The organism is Simiduia curdlanivorans, from assembly GCF_030409605.1.
GTDB lineage: Bacteria > Pseudomonadota > Gammaproteobacteria > Pseudomonadales > Cellvibrionaceae > Simiduia > Simiduia curdlanivorans.
Window position 1 is genome coordinate 1,941,228 of record NZ_JAUFQG010000004.1, and the last position, 24,240, is coordinate 1,965,467.

14 protein-coding genes are annotated in these 24,240 nt (G+C 50.9%); 7 read left to right on the forward strand and 7 right to left on the reverse strand.

What is annotated here, in order from left to right; genetic code table 11:
* Nucleotides 1-55 precede the first annotated feature (55 nt).
* Nucleotides 56-1,336: a Na+/H+ antiporter NhaA gene (gene nhaA / locus QWY82_RS08685; RefSeq protein WP_290261410.1), complete on the forward strand. Its 1,281-nt coding sequence runs from the start codon at nt 56-58 to the stop codon at nt 1,334-1,336.
* A 50-nt stretch (nt 1,337-1,386) separates the two neighbouring features.
* Here the strand turns inward: nhaA and QWY82_RS08690 are convergent, their stop codons facing one another.
* Together QWY82_RS08690 and QWY82_RS08695 are read right to left on the reverse strand one after the other, a co-directional pair.
* Nucleotides 1,387-2,658, reverse strand: a complete 1,272-nt coding sequence (locus QWY82_RS08690) for an aspartate aminotransferase type Ic (protein ID WP_290261412.1) — start codon at nt 2,656-2,658, stop codon at nt 1,387-1,389.
* Between the two features lie 243 nt (nt 2,659-2,901).
* Nucleotides 2,902-3,540, reverse strand: coding sequence for a TetR/AcrR family transcriptional regulator (locus QWY82_RS08695; protein ID WP_290261415.1), 639 nt, complete (start codon nt 3,538-3,540; stop codon nt 2,902-2,904).
* Between the two features lie 258 nt (nt 3,541-3,798).
* On the opposite strand from QWY82_RS08695, the gene QWY82_RS08700 reads away from it, so the two are divergent.
* The 3 genes from QWY82_RS08700 to QWY82_RS08710 are packed head-to-tail and all read left to right on the forward strand — an operon-like array spanning nt 3,799 to nt 8,344.
* Nucleotides 3,799-4,887, forward strand: coding sequence for an efflux RND transporter periplasmic adaptor subunit (locus QWY82_RS08700; protein ID WP_290261417.1), 1,089 nt, complete (start codon nt 3,799-3,801; stop codon nt 4,885-4,887).
* Complete coding sequence (locus QWY82_RS08705) at nt 4,887-7,982, forward strand: efflux RND transporter permease subunit (RefSeq protein ID WP_290261419.1); 3,096 nt, start codon at nt 4,887-4,889, stop codon at nt 7,980-7,982. Before QWY82_RS08700 ends, QWY82_RS08705 begins: the two co-directional genes overlap by 1 nt.
* A 56-nt stretch (nt 7,983-8,038) precedes the next feature.
* Nucleotides 8,039-8,344, forward strand: a complete 306-nt coding sequence (locus QWY82_RS08710) for an Mpo1-like protein (RefSeq protein WP_290261421.1) — start codon at nt 8,039-8,041, stop codon at nt 8,342-8,344.
* A gap of 37 nt (nt 8,345-8,381) precedes the next feature.
* On the opposite strand, the gene QWY82_RS08715 is transcribed toward QWY82_RS08710, so the two are convergent.
* Nucleotides 8,382-9,137, reverse strand: coding sequence for a substrate-binding periplasmic protein (locus tag QWY82_RS08715; protein WP_290261423.1), 756 nt, complete (start codon nt 9,135-9,137; stop codon nt 8,382-8,384).
* Nucleotides 9,138-9,350: 213 nt separating this feature from the next.
* Here QWY82_RS08715 and QWY82_RS08720 point away from each other — a divergent pair, with 213 nt between their 5' ends.
* From QWY82_RS08720 to QWY82_RS08730, 3 genes are all read left to right on the forward strand, one after another.
* Entirely contained in the window at nt 9,351-9,878 is a 528-nt protein-coding gene (locus tag QWY82_RS08720; protein ID WP_290261425.1) for a GNAT family N-acetyltransferase, read from the forward strand.
* Nucleotides 9,879-9,922: 44 nt separating this feature from the next.
* A complete protein-coding gene (locus QWY82_RS08725) occupies nt 9,923-10,576 on the forward strand; it encodes a glutathione S-transferase family protein (RefSeq protein WP_290261426.1) in 654 nt (217 codons plus the stop codon).
* Nucleotides 10,577-10,643: 67 nt separating this feature from the next.
* Nucleotides 10,644-12,422 (forward strand): M2 family metallopeptidase, encoded by a 1,779-nt coding sequence (locus QWY82_RS08730; RefSeq protein WP_353958703.1) that lies wholly within the window; start codon nt 10,644-10,646, stop codon nt 12,420-12,422.
* A 209-nt stretch (nt 12,423-12,631) separates the two neighbouring features.
* Here the strand turns inward: QWY82_RS08730 and QWY82_RS08735 are convergent, their stop codons facing one another.
* The 4 genes from QWY82_RS08735 to QWY82_RS08750 form a co-directional block, all read right to left on the reverse strand.
* A complete protein-coding gene (locus tag QWY82_RS08735) occupies nt 12,632-15,697 on the reverse strand; it encodes a TonB-dependent receptor (protein WP_290261430.1) in 3,066 nt (1,021 codons plus the stop codon).
* Between the two features lie 601 nt (nt 15,698-16,298).
* The gene (locus tag QWY82_RS08740; protein WP_290261432.1) at nt 16,299-18,065 is read right to left on the reverse strand and encodes a peptide MFS transporter; all 1,767 of its coding nucleotides are present in this window, start codon (nt 18,063-18,065) and stop codon (nt 16,299-16,301) included.
* Nucleotides 18,066-18,431: 366 nt separating this feature from the next.
* The gene (locus QWY82_RS08745; protein ID WP_290261434.1) at nt 18,432-21,074 is read right to left on the reverse strand and encodes a TonB-dependent receptor plug domain-containing protein; all 2,643 of its coding nucleotides are present in this window, start codon (nt 21,072-21,074) and stop codon (nt 18,432-18,434) included.
* A gap of 142 nt (nt 21,075-21,216) precedes the next feature.
* A complete protein-coding gene (locus QWY82_RS08750; RefSeq protein ID WP_290261436.1) occupies nt 21,217-24,177 on the reverse strand; it encodes a TonB-dependent receptor domain-containing protein in 2,961 nt (986 codons plus the stop codon).
* Between the last annotated feature and the right edge of the window lie 63 nt (nt 24,178-24,240).

Below are 24,240 nucleotides of genomic sequence, written 5' to 3' on the forward strand. Positions count from 1 at the left end.
TTGGTGCGAATCCACGCGTTAAATATCTATTAAGTCACGTAATTTTGGAGTAGTCATGTCAGTTAGTAGCGCATTTCAACGGTTTATTGCGAAGGAAACCTCGGCGGGGATCGTCCTGATCGCCGTGACTCTTGCCGCACTGCTGATGAAAAATTCGTGGATGAGTGGGTTCTATGACAGTTTTCTGCACACGCCTGTGGTTATACAGTTTGGCGCACTAGAAATAGCTAAGCCCTTACTGCTGTGGATTAACGATGGCTTGATGGCGATATTTTTCCTGCTGATTGGTTTGGAAGTGAAACGGGAGCTCGTTGAGGGCAATTTGAACTCCGTGTCGCAGATGACCTTGCCAGGTATTGCGGCTATCGGTGGCATGCTTATTCCGGCGTTAGTTTATTGCTTCTTTAATTGGGGCGATGAAACCGCTATGCGTGGCTGGGCCATTCCAACGGCTACGGATATTGCATTTGCTTTGGGAATATTGAGCCTGTTAGGCAATCGGGTGCCGTTATCGTTAAAAGTCTTTCTGATGGCGCTGGCTATCATTGATGACTTGGGTGCGATTGTTATTATTGCACTGTTTTATACCGTGGAACTTTCGACCTTATCCATTTGGGTGGCCAGTATTGCGGTGGCGACGCTTTTTGCGATGAATCGCTTGGGTGTTTTTAGGCGCGGGGCTTATGTCATTGTTGGTGTAGTGCTTTGGGTTAGCGTACTGAAGTCGGGAGTTCACGCCACTCTGGCTGGTGTTGCATTGGCCTTTATGATTCCACTCAAGTCGATTAACGATAGGGGCGAAGTATTTTCACCGTCCAAGAAAATGGAGCACGACCTGCACTATTGGGTCAGCTTTTTCATCTTGCCGTTATTCGCTTTTTGTAACGCCGGCATAGATTTACGCACTATCTCGCTGAGCCAGTTAGCCGCTGGAGCACCTATGGGTATTATTTTTGGTCTGTTTGTTGGTAAGCAGTTCGGCGTGTTCGGTTTGAGTTGGCTGGCTATTAAGCTAAAGATTGCAAGTATGCCTAAAGGTGCAACTTGGGCATCCCTTTACGGTGTGGCCTTGTTGACGGGCGTCGGTTTTACCATGAGTCTGTTTGTGGATTCCTTGGCCTTTGAAGATGAAGCTTTATACAAGGGTGCCGATCGACTCGCAGTTTTAATTGGCTCTTTGCTGTCGGGCGTGGCGGGCTATTTAATGTTGTATTTTGGCACCAAGCCGCAAGAGGACGACGATGTGATCTATCTACCTTCCAGCGTCGGTTCCACCATGGAATCGCTAACGCAATCGGCTGCCTGGTTTAAGGATCAGCCGCCGAAATTGAAGTGACATAAAAAAAGAGGCCGAAAGGCCTCTTTTTTTATGTCGCGGTTAATCGATTAGGCGAGCTGTTGGCGCACCGCCACTAATTTTACACAGGTAACGAAGACTTCCATGGCGCCAATAACTTCCTGCACTGTTGGCACAGACGGTGCGATGCGAATATTGCAATCTTGCGGGTCTTTACCGTAGGGAAAGGTGGCGCCAGCTGGGGTAAGTTTGACACCGGCCTCAGCCGCCAAGCGAACCACTTCTTTAGCGCAGTTGGGTCGCGTATCAAAGGCGACAAAATAGCCACCGGCTGGTTTTTCCCAAGTACCTAAATCGGTGCCGGTAAAGGCCTCGTCTAAGGCTTTTAGTACGGCGTCGAAACGCGGTTGCAAAATGCTGGCATGTTTTTTCATGTGTTGGTTGAGGGCATCGATATCAGGCAGCAAGCGCATGTGGCGCAGTTGATTGACTTTATCGGGGCCGATGCTTTGAGCATTGAGGAACTTTCGGAAACCTTTTAAGTTGGCTTCGCTCATGGCCACGAAGGCGACACCGGCGCCGGCATGGGTAATCTTTGAGGTGGAGGCAAATTGCAGCACAGAGTCTTCCGTGCCGTGGGCGCGGCAAAATTCCATGATGTTCGCGAGAGGCAAGGCAGCGCCCAAATCATGCACGGCGTAGGCGTTGTCCCAGAAAACGCGGAAGCCACTACCGGCAATTTTTCCCAGTTTGGCAATGCGCTCAACCACGTCGTCGCTATAAATGACGCCGGTTGGGTTTGAATATTTAGGCACACACCAGATGCCCTTAATGCTGCTATCGGCTTGCACCAAGGCTTCAACTTGGTCCATGTCGGGGCCGTTTGCGTTCATAGCGACAGGGATCATGTCGATGTTCAGCTGTTCGCAGAGGGTGAAATGGCGGTCGTAACCCGGTACTGGGCAGATAAACTTCATGCGTCCGGCCTTAGACCAGGCACCTTCCGCGCTGGTAAAGCCGAATTCAACGGCGGTCAGTAAGCACTGAAACATTAAGGTCAGGCTGGAGTTGCCCTGAGCCAGCACTTCTGCCGGTTTCACACCAAAGATGTGCGCGCCTAGCTCGCGCGCTTCGGGCAGGCCGTCTAAGCCGCCGTAGTTACGGGTGTCGGTGCCGTCGAGACTCTTGTAGTTTCCTTTCAGAATGCCGTCGAGTTCGTCGGATAAGCTCAGTTGTTCGCTGGAGGGCTTGCCGCGTGTGAGGTCTAGGCTCAGCTTCTGGGCAACAATCGCGTCGTACTCGGCGCTGAGTTGTTGTTCCCACTGGCGTAATTGGTCATTGCTTGCGTTGTTTAAGTTCACTTTAGGCCTCGGTTTGTAATACGGCTACAAAAAACGGGCGGGATTATAAACGGCTTTCGCGCAACTTTTAATCGATTTTATTACTTGGGGCGCAATAATTTGATGGGGAGACCCGTCGCTTGTGGTTGGCGCCTGACTGTGGCTAGAAATCCAGTATTTGCGCAAGGTCTGTTGTTTTTACGACTCGCTAGGGGTTGAATCAATGCTTGTCGGCGCGAGAATTTGCAAGCGGTCTTAATACCGCTAACTTGATTGCGGCTTTGGCGGGTAGAAATGTAAAAACATATCGACGGATTTCTCTAGGTATTGATCGATCGCGTCCAGACAATCTTGATTGGGAAGCCCCAGCAACGCCTTAAAATGCGCACTGCCTTTCAATATACAGAGTAATTGATCCGCAGCTATGGCGATGTTATCGCACTGAATATTGCCGAGTCGGTTTTGTTTGGTCAGATAATTTTGCAAGGAAGACTCTACTTGTGCCGGCCCGGCGGAGAAAAACATGTCTGAAATTTCTGGGTGTAACTCGGCGTTTGTAGCGCAGAGTCGACACAGCTGAATCGCTTCGCGGCTCAGGATCAACTCCTGGAAATGATGAGCAAAGGCCATTAAAACGGTTTTGACCGGTAGCGTGTCGACAAAGATATCTTCATTCAGGGCACTCGCTATACAGCGATTTTCGATACAGAACTTGAACAAGTCATCTTTGGTACCAAAGTGGCTGTACACCGTTTGTTTAGAGACGCCTGCAGTCTCGGCTACCTGGTCCATACTGGTGCTGAGGAAGCCTTGTTCGGTGAATAGATGGCTAGCAGCGTCGATAATCTGCTGGCGCTTCTCTTCGCTGCGGCCGCGGGTTTTGTTTTTTGTCGTGTCGTTCATCGCGCTAGTCTAACTGAAAAAATAGTCTAAAAACAAACTAGACGGCTCAGTCTATTTTGTCTATTCTAGACTCGACCGTCTAGTTTAGCTTTAAGCCGGTTTGCCCGTGAGGCGAAATAGACAAATCACCCCTATCAACGATTGAGGTTTTCCGTGTTCCAGGTCAACGATTCAAACGGCTTAATGTCCGGATGGCTAAGGTTTCTGCGCCGTTACTGGGTGTTTGCGCCAGTGTTAATATTGGCCCTCGCGCTTTGGATGTCCTCACTATTGCGTCAGCCCAATGCGGCGGAAGTAGAAAAACATCGGCTGCACGCCGCGGGCCAAGTGCTGCAAGAGCAGGCCAGTTATAACATCGAGCGACGCTTTGCCGGCCGCGTTGCCGCCAGCCAAGACGCGGACGTGGGCTTCGAGTTGGCGGGGCGGGTCTCGCAGTTGTTGGTCAACGATGGCGACAGGGTGCAGGCCGGCCAAGTGCTGGCCAAGCTGGATACAGAATTGCTGGTGGCCGAGCGGGCACAACTGTTAGCGCAACTCGACGACACCAAAGCGAGGCAGTTATTAAACAGCGCTAACATCAAGCGCCATCAATCCTTACAGGCCAGTGGCTTTGCTTCGCAGCAGCGTTTAGACGAGCTGGAAACCGAACAAAAAACCTTAACCGCGAGCTTAGATGCCTTGCGCGCCAACCTCGATAGCGTCGACAGCCGTTTGCGCAAGGCCAACCTGAAGGCGCCCTACAGCGGCGTTGTGGCGCGTCGATTTGTCGATCAAGGCATGGTGGTCAACGCCGGCAGCCCAGTGCTGCGCTTGCAGGAGTCTGGCGCCATGGAAGCGGCTATTGGTGTACCTGTGACCTTTGCCTTGAATTTGTCTGCCGGGCAGTTAGTGCCTTTGTCCCTGCGCGGCAAAACGCTCGAGGCGCGTATTATCACCGTGGGCTCAGATGTGAGCCCAGTCACCAACACCGTTAATGTTCGCTTGTTGCTGCCGCAAAATACTTTGGCTTTCAATGGCGATTTAATCCAGTTGATAATGACCGAACCCGTGCAGAAAACTGGATTTTGGATTGCTGCCGATGCCATAACTGATGGTGTCAGAGGTCGTTGGACTGTGTATGTTTTGGTAAAAGATACCGATGATATGTATCGTGTCGAGGCAAGGGATATTCAGATTGAGCACACCCTTGGCGATCGTATGTTTGCTTCAGGCGCCTTGAGCGACGGCGAGTTAATTGTTGCCAATGGCGTGCACCGCGTAGTGCCCGGGCAGCAAGTTCACCTTTCGCTCATGCCTGCGGCTGATGATGGGAGCGCCACCTCGGTGGTGTCGGAGGGGCAGCCATAATGGTGCGGGCATTTGTTGAAAACCCGCGCTTAGTCATCTTAGTTATCGCGGTGTTACTGGTTGGCGGCTTGGCGGCGGTAAATTCGTTGCCGCTGTCAGAAGACCCTTACATCACGGGGCGACACGCGACCATTCTCACGCCTTTCCCTGGTGCCAGTGCCGAGCGCGTCGAAGTCTTGGTGACGGAAAAAATTGAAAATAAAGTCCGCGAATTAGCTGAACTGGAGCTGGTGACATCCGTTTCTAAAGCGGGCCTGTCGACGCTTGTGATCGAATTGAAAGGCAGTATTCCGCCTGAAGACGTACCCGGCCTTTGGTCGCGCACCCGGGCGCTGATCGACGAAGTGCAAACGCAAATGCCCGAGGGCGTGTTGCCAACGCGCATGTTAGATAATCGCTCCCATGCATTCACGCGCATTTTAGCCTTGCAGTGGCAGGGTAAAGGCGAGCCCGACATGGCGATTCTGGCGCGCTACGCGCAAGAGCTAGAAAGCCGACTGCGAGGTTTGGCCGGCTCCTGGCGGGTCGAAAAATTCGGCGCGGCAGAGGAAGAGATTCAGGTGGCTATCGATAGTCACCGCGTTGCAAGTTTGGGGCTAACGGCGGCTGATATCGGTCGCGCCATCAGTCGCGCCGATAGTAAAGTGGCGGCGGGTGAGCTAAGTTCCGGCAACTTGTCTGTAGCTGTTGAAGTGCGAGGCGAGATCGACAGCGTTGAGCGTGTGCGCCAAGTGCCGCTGCAGTCACCCGCTTATGGCAGCCTTGTAGTTGGCGATATTGCGCACGTTTATCGGGCTGAGAAGACACCCCAAGATAGCCTCGCCATTGTGCACGGCGAGCGCGCGGTGGTGGTGTCGGTGTCCATGTTGGCGGATCAGCGCATCGATCGCTGGAGTGAAAAAGTGGATCAGCGCCTGCAAGACTTTGAGGCCATATTGCCGGCCAATGTGCAGTTGCAAACCTTGTTTGATCAGCGCGGTTATACCGAGACCCGGCTAAGCGATTTGATGGGTAATGTGGTTCTGGGTTTTTGCTTGATTTTGTTGGTGCTGTTTTTTACCTTGGGTTGGCGCTCTGCCATCATCGTCGCTTTGGCGCTGCCTTTAACGGCGATGTTTACCCTCGCCGTGATGAAGTTTTACGGCTTGCCGATTCATCAAATGTCTGTCACTGGCCTGATCGTTGCGCTCGGTATTATGGTCGACAATGCCATTGTGATGGTGGATTCCATTGCTCGCGAACGTCAGGCCGGGCACGCCCGCACTGAGGCGGTTTTGCGTTCAGTGCGCCACCTTTGGTTGCCGCTGTTGGGTTCGACCCTGACCACAATTTTGGCTTTTATGCCGATCGTGTTAATGCCCGGGCCCGCGGGAGAGTTTGTTGGCGGCATTGCGTTGTCGGTAATTTTTTCTTTAATTGGCTCCTGGATAATCTCCCACACCTTAATTGCCGGTTTAGCCGGGCGCTGGTTGCCGCAAGAGCAAAAAAGTTTGCGTTGGTTTGAGTGCGGTATTTCCGGCACCAAGTTCAGCGCAAAAGCTGAGCAAATGATTTCCGCCGCTATGCGTAGACCTTTGGCAACCTTGGTCGCTGTGGCTAGTTTACCGCTCTTGGGTTTTGTTGCGGCCGGGCATTTGACCGAGCAGTTTTTCCCAGCGTCCGATCGCGATATGTTTCACATCGAGGTCTATCTACCCGAGCAAGCGACCATCAATGCGACACGCCACGTGGTTGCTAACATTTCTGACTATTTGGCTGCCGAAGTGCCGGAAATTGAAGAGGCGCATTGGTTTATCGGCAGTGCCGCTCCGGCCTTTTACTACAACTTGATGTTTGGTCGCGATGGTTCTGCTAACTATGCACAAGCGATGGTGAAAACGGCGCACTTTTCGGTCGCTAATAAGCTTATTCCGAACTTGCAGAAACAATTAGATAAGCACTTTCCGAGCGCACAGATTTTAGTGCGTAAACTTGAGCAGGGGCCGCCTTTTGAGGCGCCGGTGGAAGTGCGTTTATTTGGCCCGAGTCTCGATGTGCTTAAAGCCAAAGGCGATGAGGTGCGAGCGGCCATGGTTGCCGTGCCAGCGGTGACACATTCGCGCGCATCCTTAGCGGCAGCAGTGCCAAAACTTTGGTTGGCCGTGGATGAGGATGTGGCCAAGCGCGCACAATTGCAGTTGGTGGACCTGTCACAGCAAATGCAAAATTCTCTCGATGGCATGGTGGGCGGGTCGCTTATCGAAGGCACAACAGAAGTGCCTGTAAGGGTGCGATTACAGGCCAGCCAACGGGTTGATTTGGATGTGTTGCAGCAGTTTCAATTTGTCGCCGCAGTGGATGCCGATGATCGCGCTGTGCCTTTGACGTCTATCGCGGGGCTCGATTTAGAGCCAGCTCAAGCGACCATTACCCGGCGCGATGGCGAGCGAGTTAATACCTTGCAAGCGTTTATTCGCGACGGTGTGCTACCGGCCGCGGTACTAACCCAGTTGCAAGCGCAGCTCGATGCGCAAGGCTTTCACTTGCCGCCTGGTTATCGATTAGCCTTTGGTGGCGAGAGTGCCGAACGGGATGAGGCTGTGCATGACTTGATGGGGTCGGTAGGCCTTATTTTAACCTTGCTGGTGTTGGTGGTGGTGCTAAGCTTCAACTCGTTTCGGCTCAGTGCCATTATCTTTGCGGTGGCCTTTCAGTCGATTGGATTGGGGCTGCTTTGTGTTTACCTATTTAACTACCCCTTTGGTTTCACTGTCATCATCGGCTTGCTCGGTTTAATGGGGCTGGCGATCAATGCCGCTATTGTTATTTTGGCTGAGCTTAAGTCGGATGCTAATTCGGTGCGTGGCGATGAGGCCGATATTGTTGCTGGTGTTATGCGCTGTGGTAGACACATTGTATCCACAACAATTACCACCGTTGGCGGCTTTTTACCCTTAATTTTAGCCGGTGGTGGCTTCTGGCCTCCCTTTGCTATCGCGATTGCGGGCGGCACCGTGTTGACTACGCTATTATCTTTTTTGTTTGTGCCCGCGGCGTTTGTGCTGTTTGCGCGCACCCGCGCCTTCGATCAGGCCGCAGACCAAGCCTTGGCTTAGGCTTAATCGCCAGTCAATTATAGAATGCGCTAATACGGCAACTAAGAGGAAAAATAATGACTAAACAATTTGAAAGTTTCGCGCAATTTTACCCCTTCTACTTGGCGGAGCACGCCAACGTCACTTGTCGGCGCTTACATTTTATCGGCTCAACCTTGGCGCTTATTTTGGCTGCGCTAGCCCTATATTCCAGTAACTACTTGTGGTTTTTGGTTGCTGTTATTCAGGGTTACGCCTGGGCTTGGGTTGGCCACTTTTTCTTCGAAAAGAATAAACCAGCGACTTTCCAGCACCCGCTGTATAGTTTTATCGGCGATTGGGTGATGTATAAGGATATGGCGACAGGGAAAATTGCGTTTTAGATTTTATCGTGCTCTTGCCCGGCTTGTCCGGGCTTTTTTATTGATGTTTTTTATGGTGATCAATCAATTTTATAAAAGTACCGTCAATTCTCATCGCTTCAATATAGGCAGAAATTTCTTCCTCCCTGCTTATCAGTTTTGATTTTTTTGACAGGCCTATCACGTTTGAATCCTCGTCCCATGGCACAAAAAAATCGAGCAGCGCGATAGGTTCCTTCGATGTGTCGTGCTTGTTTTTTTCGCTTTGTAGAATATGCAAGGCAACCGTTTCATTTAACGCAAGAGCGTCTATCTGATTGGCCCTTAACTTTCGGATGCCGGCTTCCGGTGTGGATGAAGTTTCGATAAGCAAATCACTATTGCGAAAAAATTTTGGGTATAGAAAGCCTTTAATCAGACCCACTCTTAAGGGGAGTATATCCTTCTCTTCTTTTAGGCTGCCTAGCATTTTTGTTTGCACAATAAAGCGGGACGGTTCGGGGCTGGAATAGGGAAACATCGCTAGGTAATTCATTCTTTCTGGCGTTCGCAGCAAGCTCACTACAAAATCAACCAGCCCAGCTTCCGCCATGCGCATACAACGTATAAAAGGCGTGTTAGGCGTATAGTTGAGCGTGAACTGCATTTTTTCTGCAATTATTTCTAAGGCATCTACCATCGCACCCGTCGGTTTACCTTCGATAAAATAGGTAAATGGCGGGTAGTTGTCCATACATAAAGTAGCCTCTTGCTGTGCCTGTGCTGGGGTATGCTGGATAAAGATGCACAGCAGCAATGGTAGTACGACCTTCATAGAGTAGTCTCTGTCCTATAACGCATATTGTGGGCGACAAACGATGGTCTTCACTGCTCTAGGTATTAGCCCATTCACAATTACAGCTTGTGCTTGTCAATAGCATTCACAAGCTATTAGGTTAGCAAATAAATTTCGCGCTGTGGCCAAACTATGAAGATTGAGGGGCATGGGCGCGATATCGTCTAACTAGGTAGACTGCTGGTAGCTGAGATGGCCGACTTAATAAAGACCTATTATCTTGAAATGCTGGCGCCCAAACCTGCCCTCAAAGTTCCGTTTGGTCGCGTCGATATCAAACTTGAAGCCTTGCAGCATGCCGATGCTAGTATCAATCAGCAGATGTATTTGGCGGTTGGAGGGGCATGGGGTTGGCGAGATAAAGCCGGTTGGCCACTTGCACGCTGGCAGGCCTATGTAGACGGCTTTGGCGATGCTGATACCTTGCCTGATACGCCAATAGAGCGAATCGAAACAACGGTGTTATGGTGGCGGAACGAGCCTGCAGGCTATTTTGAGTTGAGCTTCAAGGGCTCGGACGTGGAAATACGCTATTTTGGCTTGTTACCCCATGCCATAGGTCAGAAGTTAGGCGGTGCCTTGCTGAGCGCCGCGATTGAGCAGGCTTGGCAAATGGGAGCTCGACGGCTTTGGGTTCATACCTGCGACTTAGATCATGCTGCCGCGTTACCCAATTATCAGCGCTGTGGCTTCCAGCTTTACAAAACTATTACGGAGTGATTTGTTTCACTTCTATAAAAACTACTCACTAAGAGGGGAGAGAGATGGCAGAGCTCACATTAGTCATCGGCAATAAGAATTACTCGAGCTGGTCGTTAAGGGCTTGGCTGTATCTGAAAATTAACGATATTAGTTTCGATGAGATTCGGCTGCCGTTGGATACCCTACAGTTTCAACAGGAGATTTATACCTATTCACCCTCTGGCAAGGTTCCAGCCTTAAGTCACGGCAAGGTGCGCGTGTGGGATAGTTTTGCCATTATTGCTTATATCTATCGAACTTTTCCCGATAGCGCCAACTGGCCAAAAGATCCCGTGGTGCAAGGTTTGGCTATTTCGGCGGTAATGGAGATGCACGCGGGCTTTATGGCGCTGCGTCAGCACTATCCGATGAATTGTCGCAAAGCGTCCTTTAAGGCACCTCTGCGCGGTAACGTGGAGCGCGATTTGACTCGGCTCGAGTCGCTGTGGAGTATGTTGCTCGATGCTAGCGGAGGCCCTTGGTTGGGTGGTGAGCTCGGCATTGTCGACGCTTACTTTGCCCCTGTGGCAATGCGTATTCATACTTACCAGTTGCCGGTCAGCGAGCGCCTGCAAAATTATGTGCAGCAGGTGCTGGCACTGCCGGCAATGCAGGAGTGGATAGCCAGTGCCCAGCAAGAAACTGAAGTTGTTAATGCCGATGAATGGCAAGATTAAGGAAAAGATGATGATTAAAATAAATAAAAAGGCGTGTTTGGCTGTATCGATTGCGGCGGCATTGATGATGGGTTGTCAGTCAGATGAAAAAGCTCAGGCCAAAACATCGGTTGCTCCCGTTTATGACCAAGCTAGTGCCGAGGAAATGCTCGCACAGGCTGAAAAAGATCTAGCCAGTACAGCGGAATTTGCCTCCCATGCCAGTTGGTTGGCCTCAACCTATATCAATACCGATAGCCAATTTGTCGAAGCCAAGGCGTCGAAAGACTATACCTTGAACGTGGTGAAATATGCCAAGCAGGTGAAGCATTGGGATGGCGTAACGCTACAACCAGACACCCGACGCAAACTCGATGCTTTGCGCTTGGGCTTGAGTTTCCCGTCACCGGATGATGAAACCCTAGCCGGTGAACTAGCGGATATAGGTTCGAAAATGCAGGGCATGTATGGCGAAGGAAAATATTGCCGGCCCTCGGGCGAATGTTTGGATTTGATTGAAATGAGCAATATTTTGGCGGAAGGTAAAGACCCCGCTTTGATGAAAGAGGTTTGGGCCGGATGGCGCAGCGTATCACCGCCTATGCGGCCACTGTATGAGCGCCAAGTGGAGATTGCAAACGCGGGCGCCAAAGATTTAGGTTTTGAAAATCTATCGGTACTGTGGCGCTCCAATTACGATGCCGAGCCCGATGCTTTTGCCGCCGATGTGGATGATCAGTGGAATAAGGTAAAGCCATTGTATGATGCATTGCACTGCCATGTGCGCGCGCAATTGAATGCTTCCTACGGCGACGATGTGGTGCCGAAAGCCGGAAAAATACCAGCGCATATGCTCGGCAACATGTGGGCCCAAACCTGGGGTAATGTGTACGAAAAAGTTAAGCCTGCCAACAGCGAAAAAAGTTATGACTTAACTAAGTTGATCGAGCAAAGCGGCATGAATGAGCTGGGCATGGTGCGTACCGCTGAGGCCTTCTTCTCATCCCTCGGCTTTGCGCCGTTGCCGGAAACTTTTTGGCAGCGTTCACAGTTCACCAAACCACGTGATCGGGAAGTGGTTTGTCATGCAAGTGCTTGGAATTTAGACAGCAAAGATGATCTGCGCATCAAAATGTGTATTCAGAAAAATGGCGAAGACTTCCAAACCGTTCATCACGAGCTGGGCCACAATTATTATCAGCGCGCTTACAATCAACAGCCCTTTTTGTTTCAGGGTAGTGCCAATGACGGTTTCCACGAGGCACTTGGCGACACTGTCGCTTTATCTATTACGCCTTCTTACTTGGTTAGCCTAGGTCTGCTTGAAAAGGAGCCACCAGTGTCAGAAGACCTTGGCTACTTGATGCAAATGGCGTTGGATAAAATTGCTTTCTTGCCCTTCGGTTTGATGGTGGACAAGTGGCGTTGGCAGGTATTTAACGGCGAAATTAAGCCCGAAGATTACAACAAAGGCTGGTGGCAGTTGCGCGAGCAATACCAAGGTATAGCCGCGCCTGTAGCGCGCTCTGAAAATGATTTTGATCCGGGTGCTAAGTACCATATTCCCGGCAATACGCCTTACACGCGTTACTTTTTAGCGTTCATCCAACAATTCCAGTTTCATCGTGCACTGTGCGAAACCGCGGGCTTCGAGGGCCCTTTACATCGCTGCTCTATCTACAACAACAAAGCCGCAGGCGAAAAGCTTCAAGCAATGATGGCGATGGGTAGCAGCCAGCCTTGGCAAGTAGCCATGGAAACATTAACCGGCCAGCCTAATCTGGATGCAAGTGCGATAGTGGATTATTTCGCACCGCTGAAAGTGTGGTTAGATGAGCAGAATAAAGATCGGCAATGTGGTTGGTAATAATAGCGCCACCTAAATCGGTAAGTTTAGGTCACGAATTATCATAGTAACCATCGTAGCCAAAAAAGAGCACTTTGCGCGTTAGCCTGCTGGCTAGCATCAATTCTAAGCGCTGTGTCAGGATTGCCTGCTCGAATATTAAACTCAAAAAAAAGCGGCCTCAGAAGAGACCGCTAAATCTTACTACGATTGAGGAAGGGTCCGTAGATTTACAGTGTCCAGTTAAACGACAGCCGCATGCTACGTGGTGACTGATAGGCAGAGGCCTGACCGTAGTTGTCATACTGGCCACCAGAACTATCCTCCAATTGCTCAAACAGGTCAGATTTGGCTGAACTGTCAAACAGGTTGAAGACGTCCAATCGGATTGTTATTCCTCCGGGGATACTGCCGCCCAGATTGGGTGTAAATGTTGCACTGGCGTCAACTGTACTTACCCAGTTACTTTCCATTGATTTACCTCGTGGTGACGCCTCGCCATTACAGAACCAGTAATCGTCCTGATAACGGCTTTCGTATACCTGCCGCAGTGCCGCAAGATCGCCGGTAAAGTCACCATTGCCGTCAAAAGCGTTATCGCTGTCGCCGAAGGTGCCATTAGGCAGATTGCCCTGACAGCCAAACTTGCGTGGTGATCTGATTCTTGCGCGAGCACCTACCTGCATCCAGTCGTTTACCTTGTAGAAACCGGCGAGCTTGAACTGGTGCTCAAACTCGGTAGGCAAAGGACCATAGGCGTTCATCATAACGGATACTAAGTCAAAGTCTTGCGTCAAGCCCGCATCATCCTGACCATTGTCTGACTTCACTACCCCTTCTGTATTGCCTTTATTGGAGGTGTAGACATACGAGCCATCAATTCCCCATATTTCTGTGCCTTTGCTTAGGGATAATTCGAGTGAACGATAAACCCGATCGGGTTCTTCGTAGCCCAACATTTCCTTGGTCAGGTCCATCCATACTAATGAGCCGTCATCGGTCAGTAGGTCGGTTGCCACCCGCATATCTGTGCCTGGGTTGGTCAGCACGTAGTCGATACCGTGTTGAGAGGGATCCATGATCCAGTAAACGTCATCGAGATCGTAGCCGTTCTCTAGGGCCCAGGCGACCGTAGCATGGTTAATGCCCACGTCATCAATCTGAACCGCAAGTTTACGGTAGGTTCCGCGAATACCTGCGACCCACTCATTTTCAAAAACGTGTTCATAGCTCAGCGATATTTCATCGGTATAGAGCGGATCAACCGATTGGTCTTTAATGGTAGATACATCAGGTACTGTGCCATCGCTTGAGAGTGTGTAGAGTAAGGGGTCGTTGTAATCGACGCCGCTTGGTGTGTCGTCACTGTTGCGGTTGTCATAACCGTCGTGACGTAGATATTCTTCAACAAAGTACTCTGCACCTGACATCCGGATATTGGTGTTCGCCGCAATTGGCATATAGTACCGACCAAAAAATGCGGTAATCCGGCTGTCACCATCGCCGAACAGGTCGTAGGTCAGACCCAATCGCGGTGCAATTTGGTTGTCAGCCTTGATGAAGGTTTCACCCTCCGCGTTCATGTTGTTGAAGGTTTCGTTGCGCAGTCCCAGATTCACCGTAAGTTGGCTGGTAACTTGCCAGCTGTCCTGAATGTAATAGGCCGACTGCTCCACTTCGAAGTTTCCACCTTGATCAATAACGAGGTGGCGGACATATTCCTCGCCCTGAGCAAGTTGGCCACTGAAACAGCCCGCGGCGCTTGTGCAAGTGTGGTAGCGCCAATATTCGCCCCCAGAAAGCGTGCTAAGCTCTTCCGCCAGCAGGTTCTCCTGATCGTAGCCAAAGCGGATATGGTGCTCGCCAGCAAACTCAAAATAGATGTCGGCATCGATCCGGAAGGCCTCGCGCTTGTCGTAGCCTGTCGCCGCGTAGGTATTGGTCCAGTTTCCAATGGCTACTGATGAGTTAGGGTTGTCGATCCGTTGATAAATGACCGGATTGACGTCGTTTGCAGATTGCGCGCTGCGGAAAAACTCGTTTTCACCGTACATCATTGAAAGGGAAAAGGCGTCGCTGAACACCCCAGTGTATTTAACTATCTGGTTGGTTCCGCCGGCTTCCGTGACTGAGTCGCCGATATACGAGCCAATTTCGCTACCGTTCACATCCTCTCGGTCTGCGCCAGCATCGTTAAAATTGTAGTCCGAGAACTCAATATCACGCCGGTCGGAAAAACCAGTGTACTCAATTCGGTGTCCATCAAAGGGAATGAAATCCAGCTTGACTGCCCAAAAGGGATCGTTGTCGCGGGTCTGCGTGTATCGGCCTGAGGTGTAATCCTCTTCTTCGTTTTCGCGGATATTGTACAGGCCGTAGGCAAACAGCCGGTCTTCGATGACTGCCCCTGACAACTCGATGATGTAGTCGGTACTGTCGGTAGTATCGAGGCTGTTCCAGGTGGTTTCTATATCTTTAGCTGTGGATCGGAGACTGTCCGGCTCATAGTAAGCCGTTACCGAGGCGTGGAAATCATTCGAGCCAGATTTAGATACACTGTTTATAAAGCCTCCAATGGAGCGGCCATATTCAGCTTGGTAGCCACCGGTTTTAACTTCAATCTGATCATAAAACTCAAATGGAATGGTGGAGCCGCCGGTAAAGTTGCGGAAGTTGGTGACGTTTAGACCATTAATGTAATAGGCGTTTTCACCAACGGAGCCGCCAGAGAATGAGGCAAGGCTTCCATTTGAGCGACTGTTAAAGGCAGTGTCGCCTTCCTGTGTACCCGGGGCAAACAGGGCGACGTCGGTCAAGGATCGCGCCACAGGGTACTTGGACTGGAGTTCGCCCACGTCCACAGAAATACCTGATGTGGTGCTATTGAAGTCGTACTCGGCCTGCTTTGCGCCAACAACGTACACTTCTTCGATATCCCCGCTAAGCGGTTTCAGAGTAAAGGTGTATTTGCCTCCTGCTCCGATAGTTAGGTTGAGCTCCACATCCTCAACTCCATTGTAACCATCCGCAGACACTCTGGCCTTGTAGCTACCAATGGGAAGTTGCTGCATACGGAAACTGCCATCTGCGTCAACAGTTGCGGACCGCTTGATTCCCTTATCGGAGGTGATTTCGATAATTGCACCTGGAATCATATTGCCCGCACTGTCCCTAACCTGGCCGGCAATAGTGCTGGTGGTGTAGTCCTCTGCAAATGCGCTTGAGGTGACCAGTGATCCGGCGGCTGCAGAAGATATCGCAAGCGCCAAAAGACTTCGTTTTACTATCTTTTTCATATTGATCCTTACTTAATTATTAGTGTTATTGGCAAGACGTGAGCTCAATAGAGCTTTTTTTGAGACGAGCGGGCTTGAAAGTTCCTCAGAAGAAGATCTAGTTTAATGAATAGGGTGCCAATCATTTGAAGCGCTCTAGGCATTTCGAGTGCTTGTCTGGGTGTTTAGTGGCAAAATTTGTGCTGGCTATGCGGTATTCGCATCTGGTGTTTGATGGTCGTTCCAAGGTGATGATCCTCTTGAGCCCAGTGGTGGCGCTTTTCGATAGGCGCAATAAGTCATTTGCCCCCATTCCTTGTTGATGTGACCTAGAAAGGATTATTCCGTTGCAGCTCGAAATTTGACTAGAGAGCAGAAAAAAATCAGTAGTGCTGTTAGTAGGAGCAGTTGACAGGACAAACAGTTACAGGTGGCAAGGCCTATGGTGGCTTCCTGTAAACTGTGATTTCGGTGCGCTTGCTAATTGCATCTGAACGAGTTTTCGTTGTTGCTTTAGTCTTCCCTGACGCTGTTTGCGTTTTTTCCTGTCCTACCGAACAATAAAAAGCCCAGCAAATTTGCTGGGCTTTTTATTGTTCGATTGTGAACATCGTCTGTTAGCTTAACGAACCCCGTGCATTCCCTTCTTCAAGATAGGGGAAATAACGATCATGAAAATACCGACGCCAATACCAATCCACATTAAAAATTCGTACAGACTGGTGTAGGTAACAAGCAAGCTCGCCGCGTCAGCCGTTTCAGCGCCCGAGGTATCGATTGCTGCCATCTTGCCAATGCGGGTAGCGACAGTTTCCGAAAGTGCCGTGGCCAAAAACCAAGTGCCCATGGAGACGCCAACCACCTTGTTGATGGACAGTTTAGTGACTGCTGATAGCCCTACTGGTGATAAGCAAAGCTCGCCCGTGGTGTGCAGTAAATACGCTAATACCAGCCAAATGATGGCCACCTTGCCAGCATCATCGGCAAATTGCGCACCGATCACTAACGCGCCGAAACCGAGTCCGGCTTGCAGAATGCCTAAGCCAAACTTAACGGGGGTCGAAGGCTCCCAGCCGCGCTTGGCAAGCCAAATCCATAAGGCAGCAAATGGAATGGCAAGTAACATGATGAAACCGGCGTTTAGTGAACCAAACATGGATGCGCGAACTTCTGTGCCGCCAACCTCGCGGTCAAGTACACGATCCGCATAGAGGGTCATACTGCCGGCAGATTGTTCAAATAGCGACCAGAACACGATGGTGGATACAATCATCACCATGAGAACCACAGTGCGACCGTATTCAGCGCTATTGTGAGACTTGAAGCCATAGGTGATAAACGCAACCAGCGCTAACAGCATTAAGCCTAACCAAGTGTCATCACCTAAAAACGCCCACATGAGACCTAACACCATGGTTGCGATTGCGACGCCGATGGCGAGCCAGTCTTGGCCCTTTTCCGGCTGGTGCAGCATGGAGTAGAGAATGATGCCAACAATCGCAACGATCAGCAGGCTATTTTGCGCTACGTGCACAACCGGTTCGTGCTGAACCAAAAGCCAAACCACCGACAAAGATAAAATACCGCCTAGGTAGATTGCCCACTCCTTGTTGATGGGGCCTAGGAAGGTCTCTTTGAGCCGCGCCGGTTCAGCCGGTTCAGCATGGCCTTGTAGGGTGTGTTGGAACTTCAGGAAGGTAATCAGGCCCAGTAGCATGCCGATACCGGCAGCACCAAAGCCATAGCTCCAGCCGTAGGTTTCACCTAACCAGCCACACAAGAGAGTGGCGATGAATGAACCGATGTTGATGCCCATGTAAAAGATGGTGAAGCCCGAATCTCGACGTGGGTCATCCTGCGCATAGAGCTTGCCAACAATGGTAGAAATGTTGGGCTTCAAGAAGCCAACGCCGACGGTGATTAACGCCAGTGCAAAGAAGAACACCTTTAGCGCCACAACATCCTGAATGATGACGTCTTCTGCTAGCAGGGTGCCTGCAGCAATGACGGTGCCATCGTTAAGGGTGATGGATTCGGCCAGAGTTGTGCCCGCGGCGTAAGACAGCGCTTGAAAGCCTTCATAGGCCATAGTGGCGTGACCGGCGGTCAGCAGCAAAGCGCCGAAAACTACGGCCTTGCGCATACCTAGGTAGCGGTCGGCAATCAGCCCCCCGATGAGGGGTAGTGCATATACGAGGCCTGCGTAGGCGCCGAGCACGTCGTAGCCAGCCATGTCGGTAAACAGGTGGTATTTTGTCAAATACAATAGCAATAAGTACTTCATGCCGTAAAAAGAGAAGCGCTCCCACAGCTCGGTGGCAAAGCAAACGTAAAGGCCTTTCGGGTGCCCCAGGAATTCCCCAGGTGCTGAAACAGTGGCAGTAGTCATGCCAAATCCTCATTATGGTTATTTCACATCGTTATAAGGACGAGTGTGGCACTTAAGGCCTCAATGGTCGTTGGTTACGAATTACCCCAATTTAAGTTGGGGTCCGAGAGGTTCAAAATTTGAAGTGCCAATAACGTCGAGCTGGAGCTCTAGACCCGCTCCATATGTTGTGGTTTTTTTGAGTTTTCCAACTGTCTGTTTCGTTATTTGGCCCGCTAGGAAGCGGTTAATATAAAGTCAATATCACAGCCATGCTGTGTACATTGGTTATTCAGAGGCAATTCTTTAAATTGAAAATACACTTCAGCGTGGGCTAGGCACAAAAAAGCCCTAGCAAATGCCAGGGCTTTTTTACTCATGGTTTAATTAAAAGCGGTGACGGATGTTGCCGCTGTAAACACGACCGGAGATAGAGTACAAGCCCGTGCTCACGCTCTCGGTGTTAGTGTTCCAACCAGTGGCTGTTTCAATCGATGGATCTTCGTCTGTCAGGTTTTGAATGCCGAACGAGAACTCAGTACCGAAGGGCGCCGTGTACAAAAAGTTGAGGTCGTGGCTATCCCACTGCTCGAACTTACCGCCGTAATCAGATTCAGTTTCGTCAATCCAAGTGTAATTATAGACCACAGTAACCATGTCTAAACTATAGCGGACTCCGAAATTAAATCTGTTTTCTGGGAAGCCTTGAGTTCCTGCACGCTCAATCACACCAATGATTGGTAGCTCTTCGTCATACTTCTGTATGTTTGACAGGACAGCGTCAAAATCGAAGCTACCAATGCCAGTCTCTAGGCCGTAGTTGATCTTGAAATCTAGTCCCTGTACTTCGCGAGATGCGAGGTTTCCGTAAACGTTCACAATGCCACAGAAAGGTAGCGGTTGAGTGTTACCCTCGCAGCGCGTGATGTTGCCTGGAATGCCGTTTACCGTTGGGGTCCTGTTAACATACATACCTGGAGCCAATTGACCTTGGCGCTCGAGCTCCAATACATCATTGGTATCCAGTGTTTGCACTACGTCATCAATGGTGATGTTCCACAGATCAACGCTCATGCTCAAGCTGTCCAGAGGTTCGATTACAAAGCCAATATTGTAAGACTCGGTGGTCTCTGGTTGTAACTCAGGGTTGCCGCCGGTGTGTTGCTCCAGTTGTGAATTGGGGCAGGCGTTGTCAGCAATACCCTGTGCTCGGCAGCGGAGCAAGTCTGGGGCTTGTGGGAAGTCTTGAGCTAGTTCGGAATACATGGCAGTAAGGTTAGGTGCTTTAAAGCCCTCGCCCCATGAAGCGCGGATAGTCAGCCAGTCAGTGGGCTGGTAGCGTCCGGAAAGCATGGGTGAGAACTCGCTGCCTACATCGTCGTAATCATCGAAGCGAGCGGCAACGTTGATTGCTAAGTTGTCGAGAACAGGTAGTTCTACTTCGCCGAAGACGGCTTGGCGAGAGCGGCTACCGGATGAACTGTTACCAGCACTCCCTAAAACGTTACCTGCTTCGCGGTACGAGTCGTAGATATCTTGATAAGATTCGCGACCGTATTCCCAGCCGGCTGCCCAACCAATTGCGCCACCAGCTAATTGGACGCTGTCCATTGAGCCGTCAAGCGTGATTCCATACCCTTCGAATTGGGTGTTAATGTCTCGGCTCAGCGTTGCACTTGAGGCTGCGATCGCACCTGCATTATCTTCGTCGAAGGGGTTGAGGAAGTTGTATTCTCCAGAGGTAACTAAGTCCTCAATAACGCTGGTTAGAATGTAGTTGTAGCCAATTTCTGCCGCTTCAAAGCGGTAGTCGCGAGCGTAAACTTCATAATTGACTTCATCGTTAAACAGGTTACCGCTTAGGCCAATGGTGGTGTCCAATTCATTAGATGCACCTGAATCATCGCGAGTGCCATGTCCCACAAAGCGGTGATAAAGAATGAAGTCCTCGCCAAAGGTGTTTAGCGGTGCTGTCTCGTCTACTACGAAACCACCGATTGCGGGGGCAAAAACACCTAAGTCTTCTTTATTCATGTAGCGGTTTTCAAAGAAGATCTTATGGTCGTCATTGATGTTGTACTCGCCCGCTAAGAAGGTAGAGCGACGCTCGTAGCCACGAGTAATGGCTTTGAAGTCAGCGTAGGCGTAGCCACAGCCTGTACCTGGTACGCCAAAGGGGTCTGCAACGGGTGTTAGGCCTGAGTAATCACAAGTACCTACGGGCCCTAGAGCGCGTGAAAAGTCCATGGAGAACGCTGAGTTACCGCCCCCATTGATACCTTGTAAATCAGTACTGCCATCTACCGGCAATACTCCGGCAGGGGAATTGATCTTAACCTTGGAGAAGTCTCGGTCACGATCATAGATTGTGCCTTTCTTAGCGTATTCAGCCGAGAAAACGATACTGCCCTTGTCTGATGCAGTACCTGCTGTAAAGCTAAAGTTTTCTCCTTTGGCGTCATCGCGATCTGGTTGTGAGCCGCCGACACTGATTTCAACGCCTTCCCAGTTCTTTTTCATAATGACGTTTACAACGCCGCCGATAGCGTCTGCACCGTAAACTGCTGAGGCGCTGTCGGTCAGGATTTCAACGCGTTCAATAGCTGCCATCGGAATGGTGCTAATGTCTACCGCTGACGTGCCTGTCCAAGGGTTGCCCGGTACGCGACGACCGTTCACCAATACCGCAGTGCGGTCAGGGCCAAGACCTTTAAGGTCAACCAATGCTACTGAGCCGAAGCTGGAGCCGGATTGGTCGCGGTACGAGCCCAACGTGTTATATGTGCTATGACGCAAATATTCACCAACGGTATCGTAGCCGCTTAGTTGCATGTCTTCTAAGCTAACAGTAGTTACGGGGCGCGGAGTGTCAGATATCGCGGAGGCAATACGTGAACCCGTTACCATGACTTCCTCAATTGCGTTTATATCATCTTGAGCGAAGGTTGGAGTTGCAGACAGCATGGCTGCACCAGCAGCACCGAGTGCCGCCAGCTTGATTGCTGTAGCTAGTTTTGTGCGTTTAACCATTATGGCTTCCTCATTTATGTATTCTTATTGGAGGGTTGGGTTTAGTGGAGCAAACACCAACCTCAGCCCATTAGACGAAGCGGGATTGGGGTGCCTCAAATATTTTTTTAGATAAAACGAGATGTTTTAGCGACGGGATAGTCTAGAACTTCAGGCTAACCCGCCCGTACCAAAACCGACCTTTTAGGTCGTGGGTGCGGGAGTCCATGCTGTCGTTGAAGGCAGATGCTGCAAAGGGGGCGGCTTTATCGAGTAGATTGTCTGCCCCTAGGGTCAACTTTAACCCTTTTTTTACCGGTAACAGATAATTGAGCTGAACGTCGTGGGTAATCCAGCTGTTTATAGTGCGCTGTACGCCGGTTTTAGGCACTTCCTCGTCGAGTGGGCTGACGTAGTTAATGGTGTAGTGCAGATCTAGGCCGTCCTGTTGCCAGTGAATGCCGGTATTGGCTTTGAGTTTTGGTAGCGCGCCATTACCTTCGGATGCCTCGTCGGAAAAGCTGCCGGCCAGCTCTTCGGCGGCCGCGCTAGGGGCTAATTGATCCTTAAATGAATGTAGGTGAGAGGCATTAAGTGAGATTGAGGCTAACCCGGCATCGATAAGATGTTGGTATTTTAGGGTTAAGTCCGCGCCGTTAATCTCCCTGCGCCCAATGTTAATAAATGAGGCATCGATTTTTTCGATATCGCCCACAGCGTTGCGGGCTACCTTGTCTTGAAAAAGGCCTGTTTCGGCATTTTGGTCGACAATGTATTGCGCGGATGCGTCTACCACATCATTTTGCTCTATCCAGAAAAAATCTAACGCCGCGTAGAGCCCGGGTAGTTCAGCAGGAGTCCAGACAAGGCCTAAGGTGCTGTTGTTGGAGCTTTCTGGCTCCAGGTTGGTCGAGCCTGAAAATTCCGTTAAAAACTGATTTCGCGTGGGGTCGCTCTGTTGGCTGCAGCCGGGCAGCACGCCCACATTGTCTGTATTGGCACAGGGGTCATCTAGGAACGCTTGGGTGGTTTGGCCGCCTTTGTGCAGCTCATTCAGGCTTGGCGCTCGGAAACCTTTTGAGAAGGTTGTTCTGAGTAACAGATGAGCTGTCGGTTGATACCTTAATCCAGCCTTGGGTGTAACGGCGGTGCCGAAATCGCTGTAGTGTGAGATTCGGCTGGCAATCTCCAAATCCAAGTGATGTGCCCAGCCGGTGTTTTGTGCCAGCGGTATTTGAAGCTCGGCAAACATCTCCGAGATATTGCGCGAACCCTCGGTGGCGGTGTTTTCGCCGCCGCCAATATAAAAGTCGTCGCTCGCCAGCGTGTTGGGCTTTCTGCTGGTGGACTCCTGCCTGACCTCGAAGCCGCCTGCGGCCAACACTTCACCGCTGGCCAGCTCCGCCAATTGTGAGTCGATGCTGAAGGATAGCCCGATGAGTTGGCTGTTGCCACGCACCTTGTTGTCGATGCGAATGCTATCGGCCATGTCCTGGGTAAGGCTGCCGGCAGGGCCGAAAATGTTGAGCGGGACGCAAGCGGGGGTGGCGTTGCATATCGCTGAGTCTCCTAAGGCTTGTTGGGTTTTCAAGCCGCTTATTAGGTTGGTGCTATCGAGCTGGGCGTTGGTTCTGCTCCAGAACTGATTTAACTGCCAGCGCACGACGCCGTCATCGCCTTCTAAGCCAAAATTGAGACGATAGGCTTGCGCTTTATTGACCTGCTCCCTCGGCCCCAGCTCAACCAGCCGTTTTCGCACATCTTCTAGCGTTTGCCCGAAGGGGTTGAACATGTTGTTTTGGTCAACGTAGATAGGCTCTGCTTCAAACCCGGTAAAGAGTGGCGTAGGTGCTAAGGTGATGCTGGCTTCGGTGCCGGTATAGGAGGCATCAATAAAAACGCTGGTTGTATGGTTCAGTTCCAGTCTAGCGGTGGAAAACAGGCTGGCACGGGAGGATGGAGAGATTGAGCTGGTGAATTCAGGGTAATCAAACAGGTCTGTGGCTGAGGCCGCTTCGAAATCTGCACTCGAGCTGCCATCCTGACCTTTTATCAGTGTTAGTACTTGGTCATTGACGGTGATTCGCGCATCTGGTGTTGCGCTAGAACGTAAATCTGCTCCGCCCTTGGCTAGGTTGTTGGCGCTACGAGATATTTCCCTGTCGCGGCTCATGACGCCTTGCTGATTGAAGTAGGAGGCGGCAACCATCAGTGAGGCTGATTCAGATTGGCTGCCCCAGAGCAGGCTGGTTGTGGCCGTTTCTAGGTCGGATCGCGACGTTTCGCCGTAGAACTGCTCAACTTGAAAGCCCTCAAAGCTGTTTCTTAGGATGATATTGACGACCCCAGCAATGGCGTCTGAGCCATAGACCGCAGATGCGCCATCTTTGAGGATTTCGATCCGCTCAACGGCTGCCGGCGGAATAGAGTTTAAATCGATGGCATCCCCCGCAAGGCCTGAATAAGCGGTTCGCTGGCCGTTTAGCAGTACGAGGGTATTGTTGGCCGGCAGGCCGCGCAGCGTTACGGTTGCCGTGCCATCGCCGCCGTTACTGACGGCCGTAGAAGTGGAGTTTCCCGCCACTGTGGGTATGAATTTTAAAAACTCGCCCAATGATTGGGCGCCGCTCGCGGCAAGCTCGGGTTGGGATATGACATCTATGGGCGATGCCCCAGTTACATAACTTCGCCTAATCCGAGAGCCAGTAATGGGCTTGCCTTCAACGGCTACCTCTTCTAAATACAGATTCAAGTAGTATTCGTCGGGCTGCTCCGCCTCGGCAGCGGCCAGCGTGATAGCGATAACTTGACTGTTAATGATTTTGTAGCTTAAGCCAGAGTTAGCGAGCAGTAGGTTGAGCGTCTCTAAGGTTGAAAGCGTTGTTGCTTGTGGCGCGATGCTTGGCGTCAGCTTGCCTTTTAGCAGGCTGCTGGGGAAAACGATGCTGACATCACCCTCACGGCCCAGTTTAATCAGGCTGTCTGAGAGCGGAATTGGGGCGGTTTGGTGGTTATCGTTAGATAAGACAACTTGGCTATCGAGCGCTGCAAACGCTGAGCTCGACACCAAGGTGGCTGTTGCTAACCATGCCCGGGCCGCATTGCGGGGTTTTAGTTTGTGCATCTCTCTCGCATTTTTGGCTGCCACCTCTCTTAGCTGGAGGTTGGTCAGTCCTAAAAAGGTGCT

Excerpts from the sequence above, each read along its gene's own strand:
- QWY82_RS08730 (WP_353958703.1), top strand. The coding sequence starts at position 10,644 with ATGGGTTGTCAGTCAGATGAAAAAGCTCAGGCCAAAACATCGGTTGCT.
- QWY82_RS08695 (WP_290261415.1), bottom strand. The coding sequence starts at position 3,540 with ATGAACGACACGACAAAAAACAAAACCCGCGGCCGCAGCGAAGAGAAG.
- QWY82_RS08705 (WP_290261419.1), top strand. The coding sequence starts at position 4,887 with ATGGTGCGGGCATTTGTTGAAAACCCGCGCTTAGTCATCTTAGTTATC.
- QWY82_RS08720 (WP_290261425.1), top strand. The coding sequence starts at position 9,351 with ATGGCCGACTTAATAAAGACCTATTATCTTGAAATGCTGGCGCCCAAA.
- QWY82_RS08725 (WP_290261426.1), top strand. The coding sequence starts at position 9,923 with ATGGCAGAGCTCACATTAGTCATCGGCAATAAGAATTACTCGAGCTGG.
- QWY82_RS08715 (WP_290261423.1), bottom strand. The coding sequence starts at position 9,137 with ATGAAGGTCGTACTACCATTGCTGCTGTGCATCTTTATCCAGCATACC.
- QWY82_RS08750 (WP_290261436.1), bottom strand. The coding sequence starts at position 24,177 with ATGCACAAACTAAAACCCCGCAATGCGGCCCGGGCATGGTTAGCAACA.
- QWY82_RS08745 (WP_290261434.1), bottom strand. The coding sequence starts at position 21,074 with ATGGTTAAACGCACAAAACTAGCTACAGCAATCAAGCTGGCGGCACTC.
- QWY82_RS08735 (WP_290261430.1), bottom strand. The coding sequence starts at position 15,697 with ATGAAAAAGATAGTAAAACGAAGTCTTTTGGCGCTTGCGATATCTTCT.
- QWY82_RS08740 (WP_290261432.1), bottom strand. The coding sequence starts at position 18,065 with ATGACTACTGCCACTGTTTCAGCACCTGGGGAATTCCTGGGGCACCCG.
- nhaA (WP_290261410.1), top strand. The coding sequence starts at position 56 with ATGTCAGTTAGTAGCGCATTTCAACGGTTTATTGCGAAGGAAACCTCG.
- QWY82_RS08700 (WP_290261417.1), top strand. The coding sequence starts at position 3,799 with ATGTCCTCACTATTGCGTCAGCCCAATGCGGCGGAAGTAGAAAAACAT.
- QWY82_RS08710 (WP_290261421.1), top strand. The coding sequence starts at position 8,039 with ATGACTAAACAATTTGAAAGTTTCGCGCAATTTTACCCCTTCTACTTG.